Source organism: Dysgonomonas sp. 511, assembly GCF_010501105.1.
In the GTDB taxonomy this organism is placed as follows: Bacteria; Bacteroidota; Bacteroidia; order Bacteroidales; family Dysgonomonadaceae; genus Dysgonomonas.
Genome location: NZ_QVMQ01000001.1, coordinates 138,940 through 165,039 on the forward strand (window position 1 = coordinate 138,940; position 26,100 = coordinate 165,039).

The window sequence follows — 26,100 nt, forward strand, 5'->3', positions numbered from 1 at the left end:
CGTGTTGTTTAAAATATAGAAGGTTATTCTCAAAATAATTCGTGCAGTACATCCAGCGATTTCAGTGCCGGGAAGTCGTAGAGATGTACCCTGTAATATTCTAATATACGGTTTATTATCGTTATCCTGTCTTGCCGCGAAAATGCGAAATGGTGCATATTCTCGAAAGTGATTCTGGCGAGCAGCGACAAGGCTTTGCTGTCGTTCCTGTTGAGATAATGCTTGTGGTGCGGCTGGTGTGCGACAAACTCACCATTAATCATATCAAACAAGTCGCTTTCGCGGTATTCCTCCAGATTGGGATAGAAGCCCATGAAATGGCTAAGCTTAAGCATAAACACCAGATGAAAATTGGCGATGCTCTTGTCTGTCATTTCCAATATCTGTACCGACTGCACCATGAACGAGAAAAGATGCTGGCTATCGCCTGTATCGCGCAATACACGCGATAGAAATTCCGACAGGAAAAAAGCCATCGACGTTTTGCCCAGATTGGCCGATATATCGTAGAAGTGCATAGCAGCCCTCGCTTCCCTTATGCGTTGTATGTCGCGCGAAGCCTGGTGCTCGACCTCCATTTCGAGCACGGCCAACGGTGAGAACAACGATTTAGGCACCTTCGTATTTTTTCCTTTGGCTTTGGATATCATATAGGTCACACGCCCGAACGATTCGGTGAAAATCTGGGCGAGGATATATTTGTCGTTATAGTTGATAGTACTCAGTACTAATCCCTTTGTTTTATGCAGCACTGTCGATCGGTTTTATATTAACAAATATACAAATACAAAATTGAAAAAATAAGGTAGGTACAGAATAAATAGCTAACTTCGTACCTGATATTTTCCCGGTTGTTTTATCTATATAAGACATCTGTTCCTCCGGAGGGAGGAAAGTAACAGCAGGAAAATATAAAAAAGGTGTTACATGTGTTACTTTTTGGAGAGACACAAGATACCAGTAGACGAGTTAACGAGTTGATTGTTGATAAAATATGAACTTGTGTCTCGTATCTTGTTTACCTGTATCTAAAGAGAAGGTAACAGGAAAAAGTAACGAAAAAGGTGTTACATGTGTTACTTTTTAGAGAGATTTACATAAAATAATATATATAATATGAGCACTCAGATTAAAAACATTTTGTTCGACTTCGGAGGAGTAATAATAAATATAAACAAGAAAAAAGCCTTGAAACGCTTTGCTGAGATCGGTTTCCCCAATATAGACGAATATCTGGGCGAGTTCCGGCAAAAAGGGATCTTCCTCGAGTATGAAGAAGGGAAAATAAACCAGGAAGATTTTTACAAAGAGTTTCGCAAGCTGGCAGGACGCGAAGATATTTCGGATAAGGATATTGATTCAGGATGGCTTGCCTTCCTCGACGGGCTGCCGGAATATAAACTGGAACTGCTGAAAGAACTGAGAAAAAAATACAATGTGTATCTGCTGAGCAACACCAACCCTGCTATTATGGGATGGGCTACCACACCCGATTTCTCGCCCGAAGGGCTGCCTATAGGCGCATTCTTCGACAAGTGTTACATTTCGTATAAAATCGGTTGTGCAAAACCCGACAAAGAGATTTATGAACATGTAATCGCAGATTCGGGAATGAACCCTGCCGAAACCATATTCTTCGACGATGGTAAGACAAATATAGAAGTTGCCCAACAATTGGGATTCCAGACTTACCTCACTGACCAGGCCGAAGACTTAAGAAAGGTTTTTGTGGACAAAGGATTGCTGTAAATACATAAAAATGCAATTAATCGACAAATATAATAAAGCGAAGCATCCGCCTCTGGTGGCTACCATAGGCTTTTTCGACGGTGTGCACTCCGGCCATCGCTACCTGATAGAGCAGGTAAAAGAAGAGGCTGCGAAAAGGGGCTTACCATCTGCCGTCATAACCTTTCCCGTGCATCCGCGCAAGGTATTGCACAGGGACTATGTACCTGCCTTGCTATGCGGTTTCGACGAAAAGATAGAAAGGCTGGCGTCTACAGGTATCGACTATTGCATAAGCCTCGATTTCACGGTAGAAATATCGGAGCTGTCTGCCGAAGAATTTATGCGCGATATTCTTCGCGATAAGCTCAATGTAGACACGCTGGTTATTGGTTACGACCACCGTTTCGGACACAACCGGGAGGATGGCTTTGCCGACTACAAACGTTATGGCGAAAGCCTGGGGATAAATGTGATAGAAGCCGAAGAACTTCCGAGTGCGGATCACGTAAGCTCGTCGCGCATACGCAAGATGTTGAGCGAAGGATATGTACGCAAGGTAGCTAAGCTTCTGTCGTACAATTATACCATATCGGGCAAGATAGTAGAGGGCTTTAAGGTAGGCCGGACAATAGGTTTCCCTACAGCCAATGTGGAAGTATGGGAGACTTATAAGGTTATCCCAGCCTTTGGTGTATATGCCGTATATGTATATGTGGAGGGGCAGCGGTATGGGGGAATGCTCTACATTGGCAAACGCCCGACTCTGCACAATGGCGATAATATAAGTATAGAGGTCAACCTGTTCGATTTCGACGGCGACTTGTACAATAAAGAACTGACAGCCGAGTTTCTCGATTTTGTTCGTCCCGATGAGAAGTTCTCCAATCTGGAAACATTAAAGGAAAGTATTCGGAATGATAAAGAGAAGGTATTGAAGATACTGTCTAATTTATCAGAATAGAGTCGCTTTTCCATGAAATAAAAACAGGCTCGATTATTACAAGGAGCCTGCTTTTCAATTCATATATAGGGAGATAATTACTGTTTTACTATCACTCTGTTTTCCAGCGGTTGATATTCTTTAGGGCCTGTTTCGCCGGTAGGTACGCCAAAAGGCATTTGAGCGATAAGCTTCCATTTCGGTTCTATGGCAAAGGCTTTGGCAACCTCTTCGTCTATTATCGGGTTGTAGTGCTGCAACGACGCTCCGAATCCGGCATCTTCGAGCATTGTCCATATCGAAAACTGGTGCATGGCACTCGTATGTTGCGACCATACAGGGAAGTTGTCTTTGTAAGATGGGAAAGCATTTTGCAGGCCTTCTACCACCGACATATCTTCGTAGAACAATACCGTACCATATCCCGAAGCAAAGGCTGTATCTATCTTGGCCTCGGTATTGGCAAAAGCTTCGGGCGAAACGATCTTCTTAAGTGTGTTCTTTACGATTTCCCATAACAGCTTGTGCTGTTTGCCCAGTAGCAAGATCACCCTTGTCGATTGCGAATTGAATGCCGATGGCACGTGCAGTATGGCAAAATCGAGTATCTCTTTTATCTCGTTGTCGGATATAAGACTTTTGCTGCTCAGATTATAATATGTTCTGCGGTTTTCGATAGCTGCTTTAAAATTTCTCATTACTTTCTAAATTTTTCTGTTTTTTATTACATGTAGTTTATCTATATTAACACGAAGGGGGTGGAAATGTTTTTGATAATTGTTTAAATTTAAAACAGCCACTAGAAGATACTATAAAATTACTTTTTCGGTAAGTTGTAGTATTTTATTTACCTTTGTACCAACAATATCCAAATATGTCGCAACCACTAAAAAGGAAAACCGGGCTGGCTCTATTCTGGAGCTTTGTAGACAAGGGGGGACAACAAGTCATTCAGTTTGTCTTCTTTTACATACTTGCCCGCTTGGTTTTGAAAGAAGACTTTGGTATTGTGGGCATACTGGCAGTGTTTACAGCCGTAGCCAACATCTTACAGGAAAGTGGCTTCTCGTCGGCCCTTATAAGGAAGAAACGGGTATTGCAGGAAGAATATACGTCGGTTTTCTACTTCAATATAATAGTAAGCCTATCTATATACATCGTATTTTTCGCCTGTGCACCTTTGATTAGCCAATTTTACGGAAAGCCTATACTTACAAACCTTTCGCGTGTCATATTCCTTTCATTTGTATTCAGTTCGTTCGGCATTGTGCAAAACGTACACTTGATAAGGGAAATGAACTTTAAGACCAATACCCGGATAACCCTCTTGGCCGGCGTTCTTTCGGGTGCGATAGCTATAACGATGGCATATAATGGCATGGGAGTATGGAGCCTTGTCATGCAACTGGTTTTCCAGAATTTCCTGCGTAGCACATTCCTTTGGATATTTGTAGGATGGAGACCGGCTATGATAAAGAATTTTGTATTCGGGCATATAAAGGAAATGTCACCTTATAGCCTTAAATTGTTAGCTACCGCTTTATTAAACCAGATATGCAATAATATAGCTCCGCTGATAATAGGTAAAAAATTTGATTTTACACAGGTGGCCTCTTATAGTCAAGGAGTAAAACTGAATACTATACCCCAGTCCATTATCAGCGATGGAATAAAAAGTGTGGCTTATCCGTTGCTTACCAATATAGATGGAGGAGAAGAGGAGGAAAAAAAGGTATTCAGAAAGGTGGTGCGAATAGCTGCATTTATCTCCTTCCCGGTAGCCATGATGCTAATAGTATTAGCCGATCCTATTGTGAGCATATACTTGCCACCGGAATGGAAAGACGTGATTCCGTTGGTTCAGATATTAGCTATTGGCAGTGCCTTCTATCCGTTCTATGTGCTTATAGGCTCTTTATTGCAGTTTAAAGGAAAGTCGGGTTTATTGTTGAATATCGAAATTATAAGGAATACCTTTCTATTGTCTGCCATCGTATTTTGCTTGTCGTATGGAGTGACGGCATTGGTGGTGGGAGTTAGTGCAGTCGGACTACTGTCTTTCCTATGTGGCATATACATAGCGGGCAGAACCATTTCGTACACACTCAAAGAAGTGATAACGGATATAGCTCCTTATATGGTTATTGCCGGGGCTGCTTTTTTGCCGACTCTTCTATTACACCAGACCGGACTGGAAAATAAATACTTATTGTTTTTCATTCCGCTTATTACTGGCAGTTGCCTGTATCTACTGATAGTAAAACTATTTGGTTCGGTAATATTAGAGGAGACCATCAATTTTGTAAAACAATCATTCAAAAGAACAAATGCAGGGGAATGATATGGTAAAGTTGCCTAAAGTATCGGTACTGATGCCGATCTATAATGCTGAAAAGTATTTATCTATTGCTATCCAGAGTATTATCAGTCAAACTTTTACCGACTGGGAACTGATACTTATCAATGATGGTTCGACAGACAAAAGCGAAGACATAGCCCTCTCATATGCCGACAAGAGGATCAGGTATTATAAAAACGACGGTAACAAGGGGCTGATATACACCCGCAACCGTATGATAGGCTTGGCAGAAGGTGAATATATCGCTTTTCTCGATAGCGACGATTTATCCCTCCCTCTGAGATTGAGTAAGCAAGTCGCTTTCCTCGACAACAATCCCGGCTATGCCCTTTGCGGTACATGGTGCAAAATGATTGACGGCGAGAACCGGGAAATCAAGAAGATAAATATGTCTGTTTCGGACGAAGAAGTTAAATGTACCCTGCTGTTTGCCAATACATTTGTACAATCGAGCATAATGATCCGCAGGCAAGTGTTAGCCGCCAACCCATACGATAAGGATTATCCTCTGGCTGAAGATTATGAACTATGGTGCAGGCTTTCGCATTCCTATAACCTAAAAAACATACCAGAGCATCTGACCCTGTACCGTTGGCACGGGAACAATATAAGCAAGGAGCGAAAAGCGCATCTGGACCTTTTGGCAAACAACATCCTCAAACGCGAACTCAGCCATATAGGACTCGTTCCCAACGAAGAAGAACTACAAATTCATGCAGCGATAAGGGATAAAGATATTTCATCTCTGCCCAATACCCAGTATTTAAAAGCACTCAGATTGTGGATGAAAAAGCTATCCGTACAGGGTATAAAAAGCGGGAATTACGATAAAGATATCTTAAATGCAACTATCGCTTTCAGATGGATATTTGCATGTAAAGAAAGAAAGACTTTCAGCAAAATATTATCCTTGCCCGTGCATCTGAATGTAAGAGGATATAAGACCCTGTTCAAATTATTGAAAGAACGGCTATAATATGGTAATGCAGATAAGACAAGGCAATTATTAGCGCTATTAATTTTAGAATCTGAATAATTATCTTTTCTTTTGTAAGAAGAAGCCTTATGAATAAAACGATGAAAGACTGCCCGGCTTATTACCACTCTTTCCTCTACATTTAAGGATATGAGGCTTTATTAAAAATGCTGAAAGAACGATTATAACAAATGGAAAAAGAAGATTTAAGAGCAATATATAACCCCGAAGGTTCGGAGCTAAGAAAATTACAGTATCAGATGCTCGATATTTTGATTACTGTAACCAATATCTGTGATAAACACAATATTCCGTACTGGCTTAGTGGTGGAACATTACTTGGATCAATACGGCATGGAGGATTCATCCCATGGGATGATGATATTGATATAGAGTTGCTCCGTCCCGACTATCTTAAGTTGCTTAAGATTCTTCCGGAAGAGCTTCCGCCACATCTGTATCTGCAAACACCTAGAGAGAAAAGTTACCGCTTCTTATTCTCTAAAGTGAGGGACTGTAACACAATTATCCGTTCCGAAGAGGAAGATATGGCTACATATAAAGTCAAAGGAATTTACATCGACCTTTTTCCACTCGAAAGGGGATATACAGGATATAAAAAGGTGGTAGACCTCTTTTACGGAAGGGCTTTCCGACGGTTGAAACGAGGACGAGCCTTCCAGTCCTTTCAATACTTTTTCGAATATATAACTTCCTTATTCTTATTCCCTATTGGATATATCCTGCTATGGATAGGCAGAGGCATTAGTGTAGTGACTAAGCCTGATAACGTAATATATAACTACGGCTCTAACTTTTATTTCGACCGTAAAATGGAAGACTTGCTCCCTGTCAGTAAAGTAACTTTCGAAGGACACCAATTTTCTGCACCTCATGCAGTAGACAGGTATCTAAGAAAACAGTATGGTGATTATATGGTTATTCCACCAAAAGATAAAAGAGCTATTCACTTTACAGATGTAGAATACTTATAAAGGCTAAAAGAGGCTACTCTGGCGAGCAACCTCTTTCTATTTCGATCAGCATTGTACCTTAGTATATTCCCATATCTTTAAATAACTTAGTTTCTTTTGCTTTAGCTATTTCTACCGATTTTGCGTCCTTTACGTCTATACCATATTTAGCAGGGGCAGGAATCACAAGTTTTGTACCTATAGGAATATTATTCGGATTAGTTATTTTATCCTTATTCTCCTCATATATATATATCCAGAACGACTTGTTCCCGTAGTAGTGCAGTGATATGTTTCGCAAGGTATGCCCTGTCCGTAGGGTTACAACACCCAGCGGTTTCGGATCGGGTTTCTTCACCTCTTGCTTCGGCTGCTCTACAGCTTGAGCCGTACCTACTTTTGCCGTATCTGCCTTAAGAGAATCTACCGCTAACAACAGGGTAGAATCACTCTGCAAAGAATCTGCTTTTGCAGCCAATGTATCGGCCACAGTAATATCCTTCGGCTGTTCTACAACTGGTGTTGCAGAAAAACGATCTTTTATAAATTTATTTATATCATCGTAATAGCGCATAGCCAGAAATCCCAATGCCAGCAGCAACAGTATTATAATAATTGTCCAGATTGTACGCTTGCGGCGTTCTGATTGATATTCTTTCCATTGAGCTTCAAATTCGTCTTCTTCGTCATCTTCTTCCGTATCATCTTCGTCAATGTCAGAAGAATCCGTATCTTCGGCTACCGGCTCTATGTCTTCCTCGTCTGCCACTTGCTCTATCTCTGCTACAGGTTCTTCGATAAAGAACTCTTCTACTTCTTCCTCTACAGGCAACACTTCTTCTTCCGCGTCCGTATCTTCCTGCGAAACGTTATCTGCGATAAAATGAATGGCTTCTGTTCCGGATTGAGATTCGGTTTCCACATTCTCATCTTGCTCCTGCACACCAGGATCTTCTACCGGCAATTCTTTTTCAACTTCGCCAACTTCGTCTTCTTTTTCGTCCTCTACATTGTCGAAAGAAACTCCATCTTCGAGTACAACACTCTCGAAATGAGCGAACGGACGGTTTATTGCTTCTTTCAACGATTTGTCGGGAGTAAAGCTAAGCTTGTAATGCGCCGCTATCTCAATAGCCTCTCCGGTATTTACATCCACGCTCTTGCGGGCATTTACCTTCACCAGCTTGAATGCGCCAAACTCCTTTATCTTTACAGGTTCACCACTTTCTATATTCTCGGAAACAACGGCGATAAACTCACGCAAAAAAGTTTCCGCATCCTTCTTTGTGATACCCTGCCTATCTGCCAGCAGGTCTATCAAATCTTGTAGACTCAACCTTTCACTCATTTACTTCCAGTTTTTTGAGGTTATCTTTTATTGTTTGTCCGGGACGAAATGCGAGGGATATTTTCGGAGGGATCAGGAATCGCTGTTTCGATACAGGGTTTACAGAAATACGTTCTGCTTTTTTCTTTGTTTCGAATAAGCCGAACCCCTGAATATTGATAGCTTTACCTTCTTCCAGATTGCCATTGATTATAGAAATAGTAGCACCCAATACTTCGGATGTCTGGCGTTGAGTCCATCCCAATCGCTTTGATAATGCATTCACTAGTTCCTGATTAGTCATAGACGAATATATTAAGGTTAAATAACTTCTGCATAAAGGTCGAACGGCTGAGCGCCAACTACTTTCACTTCGCAAAACTCCCCAATATTAAGCATTTTATTCTTTTTGACCAAAACTTCGGGGTCTACTTCGGGCGAATCGTACTCGGTACGGCCTATATAGTAATCTTCTTCTTCCCTGTCTATTATGACACGAAGAACCTTTCCTATTTTCTCTTCATTTGTTTCCAAAGCTATCCTTTCCTGCAAAGCCATAAGCAAATCCATGCGCTCCTGTTTCAATTCATCGGAAATCTCATCGCTGTAATGATTGTAAGCGTAGGTTCCATCCTCGTGCGAATATGGAAACGCGCCTAAGCGTTCGAACCGGATATCTTTTACAAATTCGATCAACTCCTCATAGTCCTTATATGTCTCTCCCGGATGCCCTACCATCAGAGTGGTACGCAGATGAATACCGGGTACTTCTTCCCTGATACGCTTCATCAGGTCGTAAGTCTGTTGCTTCGACAGGTTGCGGCGCATCTTGGTCAGCATATTATCGCTTATGTGCTGTAAGGCTATGTCCAGATACTTGCATACATTATCGTTTTCGCGCATTACACGAAGCAGGTCGTACGGAAAATTAGCCGGATAAGCATAATGCAACCGAATCCATTCCACACCTTCTATCTTAGCTATGCGTTCTATCAGTTCGGGCAGCTTTGCCTCTTTATAATTATCGTAACCGTAAAAAGTCAGATCTTGCGCTATCACCTGAAACTCTTTCACGCCCGATGCCACCAAGCGGCGCACTTCTTCTTCTATTTCCTCAATAGGGCGCGACTGGTGTTTTCCTGTCATTATCGGAATAGAGCAATATGAGCAGGTACGGTTACATCCTTCGGATATCTTCAAATAGGCATAATGGCTAGGCGTAGTGATTTCACGCTCCAACGCCAAATCCTGTTTGTAAGATTTGCCCAGATCAGCAATTAAGGCTTTCCATCCGAATTTACCATAAAAGGCGTCCACTTCGGGAATCTCCATCTTGAGTTCCTGCATATACCTTTCGGTAAGGCAGCCCATTACAAAAAGCTTGTTCAACTCCCGGTTTTTCTTTGCCTCTGCAAATTCGAGAATCATATTTATCGACTCCTCCTTGGCATCGCCGATAAATCCGCAAGTATTTATCACTGCAATCTCTCCCTCCGGGTTCTCAGGATCGTGTTTTACTGTGTAACCGTTTGCGAGTAACTGCTTCATCAGCATCTCGGAGTCGACAAGGTTTTTCGAACACCCGAGCGTAATGACATCTATTCTGTTCTTCTTCATTTCTTATTCTCCAAAAAGGCTGTCGACAAATTCTTTGCGGCGGAACACCTGCAAGTCGTCGATTCCTTCTCCCAACCCGATATATTTAACCGGAATTTTAAACTGGTCTGAAATACCGATCACTACCCCACCCTTTGCTGTACCATCGAGTTTAGTAATTGCCAGCGCAGTAACATCGGTAGCTACGGTAAATTGTGTCGCCTGTTCGAAGGCATTCTGTCCGGTAGAACCGTCGAGAACAAGCAACACTTCGTTGGGCGCACCCGGAACTATCTTGTCCATTACTTTCTTTATCTTCGAAAGTTCGTTCATCAGTCCCACTTTATTGTGCAAACGCCCGGCAGTGTCTATTATTACCACATCGGCATCATTCGCCTTTGCCGAACTTAACGTATCGAATGCCACAGATGCAGGATCGGAGCCCATCGACTGTTTTACCACAGGTACTCCTACCCTCTCGCCCCAGATTACAAGCTGCTCTACGGCAGCGGCGCGAAATGTGTCGGCAGCACCGAGATAAACCGACTTCCCTGCTTTCTTAAACTGGTTGGCAAGCTTGCCTATAGTGGTTGTTTTTCCTACACCGTTTACGCCGACTACCATTATTACATATGGCTTGGCGTCTCCCGGCAACGAAAAGTCTTCGGCGTCGACTGTATTGTTTTCGGTAAGCAGGTCGGCTATTTCATCGCGAAGAATGGTGTTCAATTCATCGGTATTCACATACTTGTCTTTAGATACGCGTTTTTCGATGCGCTCTATTATTTTCAATGTGGTATTTACGCCGACATCCGATGTTATGAGTACTTCTTCGAGGTCGTCGAGCACCTCATCGTCTACCTTCGACTTTCCGGCAACGGCTCGCGACAGCTTTGAAAACATCGACTCTTTGGTTTTCTCCAAACCTTTATCCAGCGTTTCTTTTTTCTGTTTCGAAAAGAAATCAAATAATCCCATGAATATTTACTAACCTTTATTATTCAACAAATATAAGCTTCTAACCAGCTTTGACTTCAAAGATAATGAATTTCAGCGGATAATAATTGAAGTTATCTTCACTTTTAATGAAACCACAGGCTAAACTCCGCAGCAAGCCCTAAGTGAATCCTCCAATCGCTTAAAAGCAAAGAGGGCGTGTTCAAACTCATGACACACCCTCTCTCTTAATATCTTTAGTAAGATTATTTCGCGAAAAAATCTTTTACTGATTCGTTAGGAACCATTTCTTCTTTGAATGTATAAGCACCTGTTTTAGGCGACTTTACCATCTTGATTACTTTTGCATAGTTACGACCGTCTTTTGCTGATGGGTCACGGTAACCTGCGACTGTTTTCTTTGCCATGGTCTATCTTGTTTTTACTTTATTTCTTTGTGTACGGTCATTTTTCTCAGAACAGGGTTGTATTTTTTCAATTCAAGCCTTTCTGTCGTATTCTTTCTGTTTTTTGTAGTGATATAGCGTGATGTGCCTGGCATACCACTTTCTTTGTGCTCTGTGCACTCAAGTATCACTTGAATTCTGTTTCCTTTTGCTTTCTTAGCCATTTTCTGTTCCTCCTGTTATTAAGCGTTCAAATACCCATCGGCAGCAGCTCTCTTAAGAGCAGCATCCAATCCTATCTTATTGATGGTACGAAGCCCTGCAGCTGATACATTTAGGCTGATCCAACAATCTTCTTCTACCCAGTAGAATTTTTTTCTGAATAGGTTGACGTTGAATTTTCTCTTTGTCTTTTTGTTCGAGTGAGAAACATTGTTGCCAACCATAGCTTTCTTTCCTGTAATTTGACAAATTTTGGACATCGCTATTGTGATTTTTTATGTTATTCTTAATTATGTTTCGTGTGCAAAATCGGGTTGCAAATTTAGTTATATTTTTCGAACTAACAAATAATTATAATGCTAAAGTGCTTATTTTTATTTAGAAAAAATGATACCGCCCCAACTTTTCGATAAAACCACCGAGTGATAAAGGTGTTTTGCGGAGTTCTTATTTATTCCAGAACTCCAGATATTTCTTTGCCACGACCATATAGTCGTGGTTTTGCTCTACAAACTGCCGGCTTTTCCGCGATATATCAGGTATTTGCTGCTTATTCAGCACCAGCCATTCCAGTTTGTCGAATACATCATCTTCATTCGGATGTACATTTACGATAGGCTGGTTGCTGCTATCGTCGTACAACTCGTAGATATATGGCTCGCCGCCGCCTACAACTACTTTCCCCTGTGCCAGAGCCAATAGGGCATTCATAGCAGGAGTGTGCGAATAGAGTTGGTCGAGTACCACGTGAGCCTGCGACATCAGTTGTTGGTAAACATCGTAGCTTACCGACTCTACGCGGGTCACTATCACCTGGTCGGGGTATTTGTCTTTTACCCGCGCCAATGCCTTTTCCATTACATCTGTGCCTTTGAACTTATCGCGTACTTTGTTGATGCCGATAAAGAAGTTAACCTTCTCGGGTTCTTCGGGTATCGGCTGAAATTCTATCTCGGCTGTATTGAGCGGCAATGGAATGTATTTCAGCTTATCGGCAAAATATGGCTTGTACGAGCAATAATATTCGTACAGGCAGGCTGATATGCCGTCTACATCTTTGGCCAGGTCTTCGTTGAATTTTGCCAGGGGTGTATCTATCCATTTGTCGATAAACCGCTGGTTGAAATCTACATTGATAGGCTTGCCATCGACAAAGAACTCCGAATAGTCGAATATCTTGTTTCCCAGGCAGGCTTTTACCCAATACGTGTCGTCGCCGAAAGCTCCCATAAATACTTTCTTGTTGTTTCGGCGAAGCTTGTTGTACAGATGGCGGTTAACCCTTACATTCTGAGTCGTGAAACAAGGGTTTATAAGCTGTACGACATCGTACCCTTTAAATTCCCCGAACTTGCCCAAAACAGACATCAGGCTGGTAAATGTATCTATTAGCCCCGAACTTTTGCGGGTCAAATCCACATCGCGCGGATAGTTCTTAAACCCATCGCCGTCGGAAGCTACCAGTACCTCGTGTCCTAAATTGCGCAGCCCCTCTGCCAGTGTAAGGTGGGCGCGACTATATTCGCCTATCAATAGAATTTTCATGCGGTTATAAAGTCTGTTTCGAGTTGCAAAGATAATGATTATTTAGCTACAAGCCTTATATCTTTGGGTTTGATTACAAAAGAGTACCTGTCGTCGATATATAGCAGGGGCAGATAACCTTCGTTTTGCTCCCATTGCGGGTTCGACTTATTTATATCCTTGCCACTAATAGCTTTTACAAATATCTCGGCATTGCTATCTTCTATTTCTATTCGCTTGGTATCTTTCTTCAGCTCATCCAAGGGATACTTTGCCAGAACTTCGTCGAGCGAAACAGATTTCAGCGGAGTGTTCAGATAATGGGGGCTATGCCTGCGGTTGTCTTTAGCGAAGGCAACATAAGTATAGCCGGCTTTTTCGCCCAACGGTTTGCCAATACATACCAGGAACGAACCGTCGGCACTCATCTTGGTCTTTTGTATATTCCTTTTCACAGCCTTGAGCCATATCGTCCCCAGCATAAAAAGCAACAAATAGGGTATCATATATACGGATATTAGCATATCGCTTTTTAGCAGGTACAACAGCCCGACCAGCCCTACAAACAGCAACAACACCGGGGGGAGCATCGCCAGTGTTTTCCACCATGGGGTCTTATTTAGATAAGTCTTTTTGAAAAAGGTGTCTTTTTCAAGTTTCTCAAAATCGGATGGTTTCATATTTTACAGTTCTTAGTTTTTTGTTAAGAAGCAAAGTTAAAAGCCAATAGCTGATAAACACTGCCATATGGCAGGTAAGTTTGCAAATACTAAGAAATAAAAACAATATTTTCGATTATTACTTACTCAAAGCCTCTTTCAATGCCTTTACGGCTTCTTTCACGTCTTTATTTTCTTTCAGCAGGGTGATAAACTTACTTCCGATAATAGCCCCGCCGGCATTTGCCTGAGCAGCCTCTAGGGTTGCTTTGTTGGATATCCCGAAGCCTATAAGACGCGGGTTGCGCAGGTTCATATTGTTTATCTTGCGGAAATAGTCCTGCTTCTTTTCATCGAAGCTTTTTTGTGCGCCTGTAGTGGCGGCCGACGAAACCATATAGATAAAGCCATCGGTGTGTTCGTCTATCTGCCTGATACGTTCGTCCGAAGTTTCGGGAGTGATAAGCATTATCACCTTTATATCATATTTGTCGGCAATAGCTTTATACTCATTCATATAATCGTCGAAAGGCAGATCGGGAATGATAGCACCGTCGATACCAGTCTCGTTGCATTTCTTGCAAAAGTTTTCGAATCCGTATTGCATTATCGGATTGAGATACCCCATCATTATCAGCGGCATCTTTACATCTTTGCGGATATCTTTCAACTGGTCGAACAATAGGCTCAAGGTCATACCATTGCGCAGGGCAATCGTCCCACTGTCTTGTATCGTAGGGCCGTCTGCCATAGGGTCGGAGAAAGGGATGCCTACCTCAATCAGGTCTATGCCGTTGGCCTCCAGTTCGCGTATAATATTGCAAGTGTCATTTAACTGAGGAAAACCTGCTGTGAAATAGATGGATAATATATCCTTTTGTTTCTTCTCGAAAAGTTGCTTAATCCTGTTCATCGTTCAGTGCTTTTATAAATTGCTGTAATTGTTTTATATCTTTCATTCCGGGCTGGGTTTCGAACCTGCTGTTAAGGTCTACTCCAGCAAATTTCGGATGCTTAATTTTCCTGATTGCTTCTACATCGTCGGCTGAAATTCCGCCACTTAGTAAAAATGGAGTATCTCCTTGATAATTGTCTAAAATATTCCAGTCGAACTTTTGTCCCGAGCCTCCATATTGAGGAGTTTTGGTGTCGAAAAGGAAATATCCATTGATAGCTTCGTATTGCTCCGCCTGTTCGAAATCAGAAGCCTCAGCAATACTGAATGCTTTGATAACAGGCATATACGTAGCTAGTTCTTTACAAAATTCCGGCAATTCGTTCCCGTGCAACTGCACAGTGCCGAGCCTGTATTTTTCTGCCATCTGTAGAATGTAATCCATGCCTGCATTCACAAAGACGCCTGCTCTTCCTATTTCGGGGTGCAATACATCCCTGATATCCTCCCATTCCAGATTATCTATATAGCGGGGCGATTTATTATAGAAAATCATCCCCATAAGATTGATGGGTAAAGCATTAAGTTCCTTTATGTTGTGGGGATATTTCATCCCGCACACTTTAATCAGCATAAGCTATTCTTTTGATGTTACTTTTTTCACTTCTTCACACTATTAAGCCTACCGGAAACCCGCATTAGTTTAACCTAATTTTACAAAACATAGTTAAAAAGTAACACAAGTAACGCTTTTTAGCTATTTTTTCCTTGTTACTTTTCTCCCATTTTAGCTTTGCTCTACCCTCTCCTATTGGAGAGGCCGGGAGAGGTGTTATATAGATAAACTTTTCTACTCCCGATTCACATTTTTATTATCCCAACTGCTTTATAAACTCCTCCAAAGCCTTTCCCGGATTATTTGTCTTCATAAAGTTCTCGCCCATAAGGAATCCTTTATAACCCACAGTCTGTAGGTCTTTTACTGTTTGTGGCTGAGAGATACCGCTTTCCGAAATTTTAATAAAATCGCCGGGTATTTTATCCGCCAGGTCGAACGAAACCTGTATATCGGTAACGAATGTACCCAGATTACGGTTGTTTACGCCTACAACATCTACATTGCCATTTATGTGAGCCAATTCTTGTCCGTTATGTATTTCGAGCAAAACGTCCAGTCCCAGCCCCTTTGCTTTAGCAGCCAACTTCTTTGTTTCATCTATCGTAAGAGCAGAAGCAATAAGCAAAATTGCGCTCGCCCCTTTCCACGCAGCCTGATAAAGCTGATATTCGTCTACTACAAAATCTTTGCGCAACAGGGGGGTATCGGTCAAGGTTCTTGCTACTCTCAGGTCTTCGAGTTCGCCGCCGAAAAAGTCCATATCGGTAAGTACAGAGATTGCGCTCGCTCCGTTTTTGGAATAAAGAGGAACAACATCTTCTACTTTCGCATCCTTGAAAATCCAGTCGCGCGATGGCGAACGGCGTTTAAATTCGGCGATAATGCCGGTCGGCGAATTTACTAATGCTTCTTTAAATGATTTCGGACGTTCTTCAGAATCTACAATGAGGCGCATCATACCGTCGATGCTATATTGCTGCTTCTGTGCTTCTACTTCCTTTTTCTTGTTAGCAATGATTTTGTCTAGTATATTAGCCATAATTTTCTTATTTAGCCCCACCAACCTCCCCAAGTGGAGGCCGCAAAGAGGGTATTTATTTATACTATAATATTCTTACCCGGATTGTCCTCCTTTGGGGGCAAGGGGGTCTCTTTTTTGAATATCTTTATCATCGAAGCCAGCACCACAATGCAGATGCCGAACACTCCGATCAGCGCATACGAATATCTCAGATTAGTCGCACTTGATATATAACCTATCAATGGAGGCCCCATAAGAAACCCAAGGAAACTCACGCTGGAGACGATGGTAAGGGCGACACTGGTCGATATCTTTGTCCGTTGTCCGGCTATGCTATAGATGGTGGGGACAATGCCCGCCGTACCAAAACCTATAATCATAAATGCAATGATGGTAGTGATAAGATGGGGAAATGCTACTGCCGAGAAAAGCCCGATGGCAATAAGTGCCCCTCCGGCCTGTATCACGCGTTGGCGTCCCCATCGCTGGGTGGCTTTATCTATCAGAAACCGCCCCGAAGCCATTGTTACCATATAGGCAGCCAGCCCCAGAGGTGCAAGGTGCGCCGGCGAACCAACAACATCGATAAGGTACAATCCGCTCCAGTCTGCCATTGCCCCTTCGGCAGCCATTCCGCAGAAGGCTACGATACCCAGCAGGAAGAGGAATGTTTCGGGCTTACGCTTTTTCTTTGCTGCTACTTCGGCAGGGTCTTTTTCTTTTTGCAGGTCGGGTTGCAGATAACGTGTATTAATAATGACTGAGATAAATACAAGTATGCCTATAATGCAGAAATGATAAATAGGCTCAATGCGCGTGGCCGACATCAAAAGCCCGATGGCAGCACCCGCCAGTCCGGCTAGGCTCCATCCGCCATGAAACGATGCCATTATCGGCTTATCGTACATAGCTTCTACGGTTACGGCCTGTGTATTGACGGATATGTTAGTAAAATTTCCGCAGAACCCGAAAATGATAAGGCTGATAATCAGCGCATATTCACTCGCTGATAATCCGATAAGAAGTAGCCCGGCAGCATAGGCAACCAATGCAATGGGTAATATCTTCCTGCTGCCTACCCGCGAGATGAGTAGCCCCGATATTGTCATACCACAAACCTGCCCTATTGGTATCATCAACAGGATTGTCCCCCAGGCAGCGTCACCCAACCCGAGTGTTGTTTTGATATCGGGAATCCGGCTTGCCCAGCTCGAAAAGCATATACCACTACAAAAGTAGAGGAAGAAGATGGCAAGCCGGATTCGTTTTTTAGAAATTTCAGTCATTTATATACGTTTAAAAACAATCTTAGAGTTTGTTAGAAAGCAAACATTGCAACCCCTAAGATTGTTCCGAAGATCAGCCCTAAAATTATGGCTAAAGCGAAGAATAATAATGTAGTAGCTACCGACACAACCAAGGTATATAGAAGTTGCTTTACAAAATTATTCTCACTACGTATTATATTTGCCGAAGCCAGCATACCCAATGCGCCGCATCCTCCTAGTAGAGCTCCGCCTAATATACCGATCTGCCCATGCGAGAAAACCACAATAGCTACAACGATGAATACAAAAGGAAGCATAGACAATATCGTACTCATTGCGCTGAGAGGTGTTTCCAGATTGACCGTTTCGCCTCTATATACTATCTGGCGTCCTGTTTTTATATTCGCCTTTACTTTAACAACATTGTCGCCGCCGTCGGTTGTCTGTACTTTGTATTTTTGTCCGCCAAATCCGGAGCCGCTTCTTTTTATTTCTACACCGTTTTGATAGAATTTTTGCCCCATCGGGGTATAAGTGAGCCGAAGGTCGCCTTCGACACCGTCAAGGATAAATGGTAGTTCTGTAGTCCAGTTCATAATTTAATGTATTTATAAAAGTTAATAAGCGGATGTAAAATTAAGGAAACTGTTTTATGCCGGTATGCAAATTGGCTATAAAGTAATAAATAATATTTGCAGGTGCATACTTTTCCTTCTTGTTGTCAGGACGGCAAAGTATGTGTTACGTATTCAGTTCCAAAAATTGCCCGAATGTCTTTTTCAACCTTCCGCTGTCTATCGTTTCCTGCGCTTTGGCTATTGCTTCTTCAAACGACAGGTGCGAGTCTATGGTCTGAATGGCTGTAGCGGCATTGGCTATTACTGCATTTTTCTGTGCTATAGTAGCTGTATTGTTGATGACGTTGTCGAATATGCTTGCGGCATCTTCGGGTGTTTCGCCGCCGTACAGGTCTTCTTCCATACATTTAGCCAAGCCTATTTGCTGCGGGCTGAGTATTTTTTCTTCAAACTTATTAATTATTTTGAAGTCGCTGGTCAGCGATATCTCGTCGTATCCATCGAGGCTATGCACAATGGAGTAATCTACATCCGTCTGCTGGTACATATAGGAATATAGGCGTGCCATTTTCAGGTTAAAAACACCCAGCACAGTCCGCTTAGGCCGTATAGGGTTGACCACAGGGCCAAGCATATTGAAAAAAGTACGTACTCCTAACGCTTTCCTTACAGGGGCTACTACTTTCAGCGCATTGTTGAACAAGGGGGCGTGCAGGTAGGCTATGTTTGTTCTGTCAATCGACTTTTCGAGCTTACCTACATCCTGAGTAAATTTCACTCCATGCTGCTCCATCACATTCGATGCCCCGCTAACGGAAGTTGCTCCGTAGTTACCGTGTTTAGCCACTTTGTAGCCGGATGCTGCTACTACGAAGCAGGCAAGCGTAGAGATGTTGAACGTATTCTTATTGTCGCCACCCGTACCTACAATGTCGATAGGATTATAGGCGGCAAGCGCGTCCACATTCGCCCGGAGGTCGAGCAAGGCATCGGAAAATCCGAGAAACTCGTCAACGCTGATGCTGCGCATAAGGAAGACGCTGATAAATGCTGCTATTTCCGACTCGTTGTATCCTCCTGCCGCCATTTTGGTCAGTATTTCTTTGGCCTCGGCGCGGTTCAGGTATTGGTGTTCGAACAGGCGGTTTAGTATTTGTTTCATTGTATATTTTAGCTTTTAGACATCAGTTAGTTATGGGTTTCCCTTGTGAACTTTGTGTAAAACATTGTGAGCTTTGTGGTTAAATCTTATTTTTTACCACAAAGGGCACGGAGTTTTACTTCATATGTTTTGGTAAACAATTGATTGCATACTGTTCTTCTTCTCGAACTCACGTTATTTAGTTTTTCAAGAAATTCCTGATTATAGCCTCACCGTCTGGCGTCAATACCGATTCGGGGTGAAACTGCACACCATGTATATCGTACTCCCTGTGGCGGAGAGCCATTATTTGCCCGTTGCTGTCGGTTGCCGTTATTTCCAGGCATTCGGGCAGATGGTTGCTATCTACTATCCACGAATGGTAGCGCCCGACTTCGATATTGTGCCCTAACCCATCGAAAATATAGTCGGGTTTGCTAACCTCTATTTGGGTGGCCACGCCATGATATACATCTTCGAGGTTTACCAGCTTTGCACCAAACGATTCGCCTATAGCCTGATGCCCGAGACATACGCCCAGTATGGGCTTCCTGCCGGCATACTCTTTTATCAGGGGTAGTAGCAATCCGGCTTCGGAGGGGATTCCCGGCCCCGGAGAGAGGATGACCTTATCGTATCGGCCAATATCTTCCAGCGCAATTTTGTCGTTCCGGTACACATCTACATCGGCATATCCCAGTTCTTTTACCAGATGGACAAGGTTGTATGTAAACGAATCGTAGTTGTCGAAAATCAGTATTTTCATTATTTCAGGAATTTAATTTTCCGCCTCATATTCATGAACGGACGCTCTATATATTTATATGATAATGTTGCCAGCGCGTAGGTTACAACAAATACCAGGACGACTTTCATCATATTGCTCAATCCGAAAACGGCACTCAGATGTGGCAGGATAGAGTATTTGAAGAACGAAAAATGGAGCAAATACAGCGAGTATGAGATCAGGCTGGTATATGTAAGGAACTTATAGATTATACCCGAACCTGTTTTCAGGGAATCGAAGAAAGGCATCATCAGCAATATGCCTATTGACAAAACTGTGGAGGCAAACAAGACACTGACAAGATTTACTTCGAATACCCATTGAAACCCCACCAGCAGAAATAGTATCAAGCCCGGCACAAAGTATATACGCTGATGATTTGTCCACCATTTATTATGGTAGGTGTTGATATATGCACCAAGAATGCCGTACATCAGACAGTCGAGGTTGGGCAATACCTGATGGGTGATAGAAATATTGTGTATAATGCGGTATGCCCTGATATTGGTTCCTATAAATATGACAAGGATGATGGTAGTGAGTACGGATTGCCGCAGACTAAAACCACATTTTCGGAAAAAGAAGATAAAGAGTGGTGTAAGAAGATAAAACCATTCTTCTACTGCCAGTGTCCATGCTTCGGCAAAGAACGGGAACTTTTCCCATGCAAAATTATAGAGAAAGACCAGGTAGCTGCTTTTCTCCAGCAGGCCAAACTTTTCGGGGTCGGGCTCAGGAGCAAGGTGCAGTACATATGTGCAAAAGAACAGGAGTGCCAGTATAATATAATAAAGTGGCAATGTCCTCATCCATCTGTTTGTCCAGAAACGGAGCAGCAATTTTCCATCGAGGGCTTCTTCCTTAAAAGACTTTATAAGGATATTGCCGATAAGGAACCCGCTGAGGACAAAGAAGATGGGCACACCCTGTTGCGTAGAATACCTCATAGCGTGATGATACTCTTCGGGGAAATATTCGTAAGTATGGTTTATAAAAATAGATATAATTGCGTAGGCACGCAATATATCGAGCCCATAGATACGGTGGGTGAGGTCTGCTCCCAGTATTGTGTTCTTTTTCTTTTGCTTTGGGTCTTTCGTTTGCATAAGTGAATATATTAGCTTTTTAGAGTCTGTTACAGTTAATTTTTCAAATCTACTGCAAACTTAACAGCTTTTGTCAAAGCACCCAACTTTTTTTTCACTTCCATCACTTCTGTTTCGGGGTTCGACTTCGATACAATCCCCCCTCCCGCCTGATAATACAACGTATTGTTGCGGCTGAGAAATGTGCGAATAGTGATGGCTTGGTTCAGGTCGCCATTGAAACCTATATAGCCTATACAGCCACCATATACACCGCGCATTTGCTTTTCTATGTCGCGTATCAACTGCATCGCCCTCACTTTGGGCGCACCCGACAACGTTCCGGCCGGGAAGGTGTCGGCAAATACTTTTATATTGTTTTCCCCTTGGTTCACTATTCCGCTGACACGCGAAACAAGGTGGATGACGTGCGAATAGAACTGTACATTCTTGTAAAACTCCACTTTTACATTGCGGCAGTTGCGGCTCAGGTCGTTGCGGGCAAGGTCTACGAGCATGACGTGTTCGGCGTTTTCCTTCTCATCATTCAACAGGTTTTCCGACAGGATGCGGTCTTTCTCATCATCGCCTGTGCGGAAGTATGTACCGGCAATAGGGTCTATATATGCTTTGCCTTTGGTTATTTTGCAATGAGTTTCGGGCGATGAACCGAATATACGGAATGAACCGAAGTCGAAGTAAAACAAATAAGGCGATGGGTTGATAGAGCGTAGCGAGCGATATACTTTAAAATCGTCACCGGCAAATCGCTGAGTAAAGCACCGGGACAGTACAATCTGGAAGACATCGCCACGACGGCAATGTGTAATTCCTTGTTTTATCATCTCCTGATGCTCTTGGTCGCTAATCATCGACTGTTCGCAACCAATAGCTTCGAAATTGTATGAGGCAATATTATTGTTGGCAAGGAGGGCTTCCAGCTCTTGCATCCTCGCATCTGAGCCTTCTGTTATATTTTCTACAATCGTCAGTTCGTTTTTTGCATGGTTGATAACGAGTATAAAGCGGTAGAGTATGTAGTAAAATTCCGGTATATCGGCATTGTTCGGTTTGTGGTTGACGGGGTTTACATCTTCAAAATAGCGTATTGCATCGTACGATGTGTAGCCGAAAAAGCCATTAATGCCTGTCTTGTTTTCGCCCTGTACTTCAAATTGGTTCATAAAATGATGGAACTTATCAGCCAGTTTTTCCTTTACAGATAATGTTTCTTTCCTAATACTATTGTCAGGATATGTGCTGGTGATCTCGTTATTGTCAACCCTGAACCGGGCAATGGGGCTGATCCCGATAAAGGAATAGCTATTTTCGCCTCCATGATAGTCGGAACTTTCCAATAGTGCCGATTCGGGATATACATCCCTCACCTTGAGGTAGATACCAACAGGAGTTTGCAGGTCGGCAAGGAGATTTTTGGTCTGGACGTTGATTATATATTTCATGTTGTGATTTTGTATTTGCGAGCTAATAGCTATCAGCTAAAGGCTGTATTTATATACGTCTCCATATCCTTATCGCCCCGTCCCGACAGGCAAATAACTACTACATCGTCGGCCTTGAATTTCATTTTATCCAGTCCTCCCAATATATGAGCCGACTCTATCGCCGGAATGATACCCTCCAGTTTCGTCAGTTCGAAAGCAGCTTGCAAAGCTTCGTCATCGGTTACAGCCAACACTTGCGAGCGGCCGATACTTGACAGATGTGCGTGCATAGGGCCTATACCCGGATAATCCAATCCGGCAGAAATAGAATAAGGCTCTTCTATCTGCCCGTCTTCCGATTGCATTATCAATGTCTTGCTGCCGTGAATAATGCCAAGCTTACCCAGGTGGATAGTGGCAGCCGATTCTCCTGAATCCAAGCCCTTTCCGGCTGCTTCGGCAAGGACGATCTTCACCTCGGGCTCGTCGATAAAGTGGAAGATAGTACCCGCGGCGTTGCTTCCTCCTCCTACACAAGCCATTACATAGTCGGGCGTTTCGCGCCCTTCTTTTTCCAATAGTTGCTTGCGTATTTCTTCGCTGATAACCGATTGCAGGCGCGCTACCATATCAGGGTAAGGATGAGGGCCTACCGTAGAACCGATCACATAATAGGTATCGGCAGGATTGCAACACCAGTCGCGGATAGCCTCGTTGGTGGCATCCTTCAGTGTCATGTTGCCGCTGGTAACGGGCACGACTGTCGCTCCGAGCATTTCCATCTTTTGCACATTTAGCCTCTGACGCTCTACATCTGTTGCACCCATATATACAATGCATTGCATATTCATCAGGGCACAAACAGTAGCTGTGGCTACCCCGTGCTGTCCGGCTCCCGTTTCGGCTATGATACGTGTCTTGCCCATACGGCGGGCGAGAAGCACCTGCCCGATAGCGTTGTTTATCTTGTGCGAACCGGTATGGTTGAGATCTTCGCGCTTGAGGTATATCTTACAGCCGTATTTCGCCGAAAGCCTGTTGGCCAGGTACAACGGGGAAGGACGCCCCACATAGTCCTTCAACAAGGCATCGTATTCGTCTCTAAACGATGGGTCGTTGATTACTTTCAGGTATGAGTTTTTAAGTGTTTCTACATTATCGTAGAGTATTTCAGGGATATATGCTCCTCCAAATTCCCCGTAAAAGCCATTTGCGTCAACTTTAAATTTTTCCATTGTATATATGTTTTAATTTTTCTTCTTACAAAAAAAGCCTGTCGTGAGTTACGACAGGCTTTGTATTGTTTATTGATTTCTATACTTTAATACATACCGACTTGGCTCACGACTTTTTGAGTTGAGAGTGCCACCACCAGAATGTATTTGTTAATAGAAAATTCATTTTACTTTCTTTTTGTTTTTGCAAAGATATAAAAAAAATGAAAAGAACAAATAAAAGAGGATATTTTTGCAGGGCAAATGCATAAAAAAAAATGATATTTCAGTTTTGACTACCGTAGGGGCGAATTGAAAATCGACGGAGTCAATTATCATTCGCCCGCACAAAGCCCAGAATTGAGCCCAAATAGATTTCATGTGTTTGCCCTATTAGTTATAGCCTTTTTACGAAATTATTCCATTTTGTAAAAAGGAATAATAATACTAGATTTGTACTATATGGAAAGTGCCGGAATTATAGTGTTGCCTAAGATTTTCGATAAAAGGGGAAACCTTACTTTTATCGAAGGTGGCCGACATATCCCTTTCGATATCAAAAGGGTCTACTGGATATACGATGTTCCCGGAGGACAGGTGAGAGGAGGGCATGCCTTCATCGAACAGCAAGAACTGATAATTGCATTGTCGGGTAGTTTCGATGTGATTGTCGATGACGGCTTAAGCAAACAAACCTTTACTTTAAACCGTTCTTATCAGGGACTTTATATCCCTGCTGGCATATGGCGGCATATGGAGAACTTTTCGACCAATTCGCTGGCATTGGTTCTGGCTTCTACTTTTTACAACGAAAACGATTATATAAGAGATTATGAACGATATCTCTCCGGCAGGAAGTAATATGGCTACAGTAGAAGACTGCACTCTGGTAGCTTTGCCTAAAATCCAGTTCGATGCAGGAAATATAACGCCTGTGCAGAGCGAGATGGAAATTCCTTTCGAGATTGCAAGGGTATTCTATCTGTACGACATTCCGGGAGGAGAAAGGCGTGGCGGGCATGCCCATAAGAGATGCCATCAGCTATTGGTGGCAGCCAGTGGCTCGTTTGATGTAGAGCTCGACGATGGACGCTCCCGGCGGACTGTAACACTCAATCTGCCGGATAGGGGATTGTATATCCCACCGGGGATATGGGCCTTACAGACAGGCTTTTCGTCAGGTTCTATTTGCCTTGTTCTTAATTCTATAGAGTATAATGAGGACGATTATATCCGCAATTATGATGAGTTCCTCGCTTTAAAAGGTGTGCAGAAATGATTAAATATTTAGACCTGCTTCGCATCAATGAACAGCATGCCGGAGAGATAGAACAAGCCATGTCGCGCGTGCTTCATTCGGGACAATATCTTCTAGGTGAAGAGAACAGGCTTTTCGAAGATAATTATTCAAGATATATAGGCACATCGCATACCGTAGGCGTAGCTAACGGCTTGGATGCTCTCCGGTTGATACTGAGGGCTTACATAGAGTTGGGAGTGATGCAGGAAGGTGATGAGGTTATCGTTCCCGCCAACACCTATATAGCTTCTATCCTGCCGATTACCGTGAACAGGTTGGTTCCGGTGTTGGTAGAACCAAATATGGAGAATTACCAGATAGACGATTCGAGGATAGAAGAGGCCATTACCCAAAAGACAAAGGCCATAATGATTGTCCACCTCTATGGGTTTTGTGCTTATACTGAAAAAATTGGCGAATTATGCAGAAAGTACAACCTGAAACTGATAGAAGACAACGCGCAGGCTCACGGTTGCCTGTGGCACGGCCGGAAGACGGGTTCGCTGGGCGATGCTGCAGGGCATAGCTTCTATCCCTCCAAAAACCTGGGAGCATTGGGCGATGCAGGAGCTGTAACAACCAACGACAGGCAACTGGCGGAGGTAGTCCGCACAATGGCTAATTATGGCTCGTCAGAGAAATATATTTTTAAGTATCAAGGGATAAACAGCCGTCTTGACGAGTTGCAGGCAGCTATATTGAATGTAAAACTGAAATACCTGGATAGCGAAAACGAAAAGAGGCGGGAAACAGCCCGTTACTACATTGATAATATAAAAAACAAAGACATCATCCTTCCACATGTAAGAGACTGGGGTGCATACGTTTCCCATATATTCCCTACCTTATCTACTCAAAGGGATAATTTGCAATCGTATCTGGCTGATAACGGTGTGGAAACACAGATTCATTACCCTGTTCCTCCCCACAAACAGGAATGCTACAGGGAATGGAGCAACCAGCCTTTCCCTTTTACCGAACAAATACATAATGAAGAATTGAGCTTGCCGATAAGCCCGATAATGGATCTGGGTGAAGCAGAAAAGGTAGTGGAACTATTGAATAAATTTGGTTCTTAAATGCGGCACTACCAAAC

General features: G+C 42.9%; 29 protein-coding genes. 8 read left to right on the forward strand and 21 right to left on the reverse strand.

Annotated elements, in window-relative coordinates; translation table 11 throughout:
- Window positions 1–29 precede the first annotated feature (29 nt).
- The gene (gene recO / locus D0T57_RS00520) at window positions 30–752 is read right to left on the reverse strand and encodes a DNA repair protein RecO (RefSeq protein WP_163269773.1); all 723 of its coding nucleotides are present in this window, start codon (window positions 750–752) and stop codon (window positions 30–32) included.
- Between the two features lie 364 nt (window positions 753–1,116).
- Between recO and D0T57_RS00525 the strand changes: the two genes are divergently transcribed.
- Together D0T57_RS00525 and ribF are read left to right on the forward strand one after the other, a co-directional pair.
- A complete protein-coding gene (locus D0T57_RS00525) occupies window positions 1,117–1,749 on the forward strand; it encodes an HAD family phosphatase (protein WP_163269775.1) in 633 nt (210 codons plus the stop codon).
- Between the two features lie 10 nt (window positions 1,750–1,759).
- A complete protein-coding gene (gene ribF, locus D0T57_RS00530) occupies window positions 1,760–2,692 on the forward strand; it encodes a riboflavin biosynthesis protein RibF (protein WP_163269777.1) in 933 nt (310 codons plus the stop codon).
- 77 nt (window positions 2,693–2,769) lie between these two features.
- Here ribF and D0T57_RS00535 read toward each other — a convergent pair whose 3' ends face one another.
- Window positions 2,770–3,369: a nitroreductase family protein gene (locus D0T57_RS00535; protein ID WP_163269779.1), complete on the reverse strand. Its 600-nt coding sequence runs from the start codon at window positions 3,367–3,369 to the stop codon at window positions 2,770–2,772.
- 176 nt (window positions 3,370–3,545) lie between these two features.
- On the opposite strand from D0T57_RS00535, the gene D0T57_RS00540 reads away from it, so the two are divergent.
- From D0T57_RS00540 to D0T57_RS00550, 3 genes are all read left to right on the forward strand, one after another.
- Window positions 3,546–5,012, forward strand: a complete 1,467-nt coding sequence (locus tag D0T57_RS00540) for a lipopolysaccharide biosynthesis protein (protein ID WP_163269781.1) — start codon at window positions 3,546–3,548, stop codon at window positions 5,010–5,012.
- The gene (locus tag D0T57_RS00545) at window positions 4,999–6,006 is read left to right on the forward strand and encodes a glycosyltransferase family 2 protein (RefSeq protein ID WP_221412268.1); all 1,008 of its coding nucleotides are present in this window, start codon (window positions 4,999–5,001) and stop codon (window positions 6,004–6,006) included. The genes D0T57_RS00540 and D0T57_RS00545 overlap by 14 nt, the downstream gene beginning before the upstream one ends.
- A 191-nt stretch (window positions 6,007–6,197) precedes the next feature.
- Window positions 6,198–7,001, forward strand: coding sequence for a phosphorylcholine transferase LicD (locus D0T57_RS00550; RefSeq protein WP_163269785.1), 804 nt, complete (start codon window positions 6,198–6,200; stop codon window positions 6,999–7,001).
- 58 nt (window positions 7,002–7,059) lie between these two features.
- Here the strand turns inward: D0T57_RS00550 and D0T57_RS00555 are convergent, their stop codons facing one another.
- The 19 genes from D0T57_RS00555 to trpB all read right to left on the reverse strand — a co-directional run bounded on the left by D0T57_RS00555 (window position 7,060) and on the right by trpB (window position 23,725).
- Complete coding sequence (locus D0T57_RS00555) at window positions 7,060–8,328, reverse strand: HU family DNA-binding protein (RefSeq protein WP_163269787.1); 1,269 nt, start codon at window positions 8,326–8,328, stop codon at window positions 7,060–7,062.
- A complete protein-coding gene (locus D0T57_RS00560) occupies window positions 8,321–8,611 on the reverse strand; it encodes an HU family DNA-binding protein (protein WP_163269789.1) in 291 nt (96 codons plus the stop codon). Before D0T57_RS00560 ends, D0T57_RS00555 begins: the two co-directional genes overlap by 8 nt.
- Window positions 8,612–8,628: 17 nt before the next feature.
- Complete coding sequence (gene rimO / locus D0T57_RS00565) at window positions 8,629–9,924, reverse strand: 30S ribosomal protein S12 methylthiotransferase RimO (protein WP_163269791.1); 1,296 nt, start codon at window positions 9,922–9,924, stop codon at window positions 8,629–8,631.
- A 3-nt stretch (window positions 9,925–9,927) separates the two neighbouring features.
- Window positions 9,928–10,881: a signal recognition particle-docking protein FtsY gene (gene ftsY, locus D0T57_RS00570; protein WP_163269793.1), complete on the reverse strand. Its 954-nt coding sequence runs from the start codon at window positions 10,879–10,881 to the stop codon at window positions 9,928–9,930.
- A 224-nt stretch (window positions 10,882–11,105) separates the two neighbouring features.
- Window positions 11,106–11,267 carry a DUF4295 domain-containing protein gene (locus tag D0T57_RS00575; protein WP_163269795.1) on the reverse strand — a complete coding sequence of 54 codons (162 nt, stop codon included), beginning with the start codon at window positions 11,265–11,267 and terminating at the stop codon, window positions 11,106–11,108.
- 14 nt (window positions 11,268–11,281) lie between these two features.
- Window positions 11,282–11,470 (reverse strand): 50S ribosomal protein L33, encoded by a 189-nt coding sequence (gene rpmG, locus D0T57_RS00580; RefSeq protein ID WP_101689590.1) that lies wholly within the window; start codon window positions 11,468–11,470, stop codon window positions 11,282–11,284.
- Between the two features lie 18 nt (window positions 11,471–11,488).
- Complete coding sequence (gene rpmB / locus D0T57_RS00585; RefSeq protein ID WP_163269797.1) at window positions 11,489–11,728, reverse strand: 50S ribosomal protein L28; 240 nt, start codon at window positions 11,726–11,728, stop codon at window positions 11,489–11,491.
- A 187-nt stretch (window positions 11,729–11,915) separates the two neighbouring features.
- Window positions 11,916–13,013: a glycosyltransferase gene (locus D0T57_RS00590; protein WP_163269799.1), complete on the reverse strand. Its 1,098-nt coding sequence runs from the start codon at window positions 13,011–13,013 to the stop codon at window positions 11,916–11,918.
- A 38-nt stretch (window positions 13,014–13,051) separates the two neighbouring features.
- A complete protein-coding gene (locus D0T57_RS00595) occupies window positions 13,052–13,672 on the reverse strand; it encodes a hypothetical protein (protein WP_163269801.1) in 621 nt (206 codons plus the stop codon).
- Between the two features lie 118 nt (window positions 13,673–13,790).
- Window positions 13,791–14,564 carry a tryptophan synthase subunit alpha gene (gene trpA, locus D0T57_RS00600; protein ID WP_163269803.1) on the reverse strand — a complete coding sequence of 258 codons (774 nt, stop codon included), beginning with the start codon at window positions 14,562–14,564 and terminating at the stop codon, window positions 13,791–13,793.
- Window positions 14,551–15,159, reverse strand: coding sequence for a phosphoribosylanthranilate isomerase (locus tag D0T57_RS00605; RefSeq protein WP_368666890.1), 609 nt, complete (start codon window positions 15,157–15,159; stop codon window positions 14,551–14,553). Before D0T57_RS00605 ends, trpA begins: the two co-directional genes overlap by 14 nt.
- A gap of 259 nt (window positions 15,160–15,418) precedes the next feature.
- Window positions 15,419–16,204: an indole-3-glycerol phosphate synthase TrpC gene (trpC, locus tag D0T57_RS00610; protein WP_163269807.1), complete on the reverse strand. Its 786-nt coding sequence runs from the start codon at window positions 16,202–16,204 to the stop codon at window positions 15,419–15,421.
- 59 nt (window positions 16,205–16,263) lie between these two features.
- Complete coding sequence (locus D0T57_RS00615; protein ID WP_163269809.1) at window positions 16,264–17,472, reverse strand: MFS transporter; 1,209 nt, start codon at window positions 17,470–17,472, stop codon at window positions 16,264–16,266.
- Between the two features lie 32 nt (window positions 17,473–17,504).
- Window positions 17,505–18,050: a hypothetical protein gene (locus tag D0T57_RS00620; protein ID WP_163269811.1), complete on the reverse strand. Its 546-nt coding sequence runs from the start codon at window positions 18,048–18,050 to the stop codon at window positions 17,505–17,507.
- 145 nt (window positions 18,051–18,195) lie between these two features.
- A complete protein-coding gene (gene trpD, locus D0T57_RS00625) occupies window positions 18,196–19,194 on the reverse strand; it encodes an anthranilate phosphoribosyltransferase (RefSeq protein ID WP_163269813.1) in 999 nt (332 codons plus the stop codon).
- Between the two features lie 178 nt (window positions 19,195–19,372).
- Complete coding sequence (locus D0T57_RS00630; protein WP_163269815.1) at window positions 19,373–19,939, reverse strand: aminodeoxychorismate/anthranilate synthase component II; 567 nt, start codon at window positions 19,937–19,939, stop codon at window positions 19,373–19,375.
- Window positions 19,939–21,066: an acyltransferase gene (locus D0T57_RS00635; RefSeq protein ID WP_163269817.1), complete on the reverse strand. Its 1,128-nt coding sequence runs from the start codon at window positions 21,064–21,066 to the stop codon at window positions 19,939–19,941. The genes D0T57_RS00630 and D0T57_RS00635 overlap by 1 nt, the downstream gene beginning before the upstream one ends.
- 35 nt (window positions 21,067–21,101) lie before the next feature.
- Window positions 21,102–22,508 carry an anthranilate synthase component I family protein gene (locus D0T57_RS00640; RefSeq protein WP_163269819.1) on the reverse strand — a complete coding sequence of 469 codons (1,407 nt, stop codon included), beginning with the start codon at window positions 22,506–22,508 and terminating at the stop codon, window positions 21,102–21,104.
- Between the two features lie 32 nt (window positions 22,509–22,540).
- Window positions 22,541–23,725, reverse strand: coding sequence for a tryptophan synthase subunit beta (gene trpB, locus D0T57_RS00645; RefSeq protein ID WP_163269821.1), 1,185 nt, complete (start codon window positions 23,723–23,725; stop codon window positions 22,541–22,543).
- A 441-nt stretch (window positions 23,726–24,166) separates the two neighbouring features.
- Here trpB and D0T57_RS00650 point away from each other — a divergent pair, with 441 nt between their 5' ends.
- Genes D0T57_RS00650 through D0T57_RS00660 form a run of 3 tightly spaced genes read left to right on the forward strand, consistent with a single transcriptional unit; the run spans window position 24,167 to window position 26,083 of the window.
- Window positions 24,167–24,565: an FdtA/QdtA family cupin domain-containing protein gene (locus tag D0T57_RS00650; protein WP_163269823.1), complete on the forward strand. Its 399-nt coding sequence runs from the start codon at window positions 24,167–24,169 to the stop codon at window positions 24,563–24,565.
- A complete protein-coding gene (locus D0T57_RS00655; protein WP_255490446.1) occupies window positions 24,537–24,983 on the forward strand; it encodes an FdtA/QdtA family cupin domain-containing protein in 447 nt (148 codons plus the stop codon). Before D0T57_RS00650 ends, D0T57_RS00655 begins: the two co-directional genes overlap by 29 nt.
- On the forward strand, window positions 24,980–26,083 hold the full coding sequence (locus tag D0T57_RS00660) for a DegT/DnrJ/EryC1/StrS aminotransferase family protein (protein ID WP_163269825.1): 1,104 nt from the start codon (window positions 24,980–24,982) through the stop codon (window positions 26,081–26,083). Before D0T57_RS00655 ends, D0T57_RS00660 begins: the two co-directional genes overlap by 4 nt.
- Window positions 26,084–26,100: the final 17 nt, after the last annotated feature.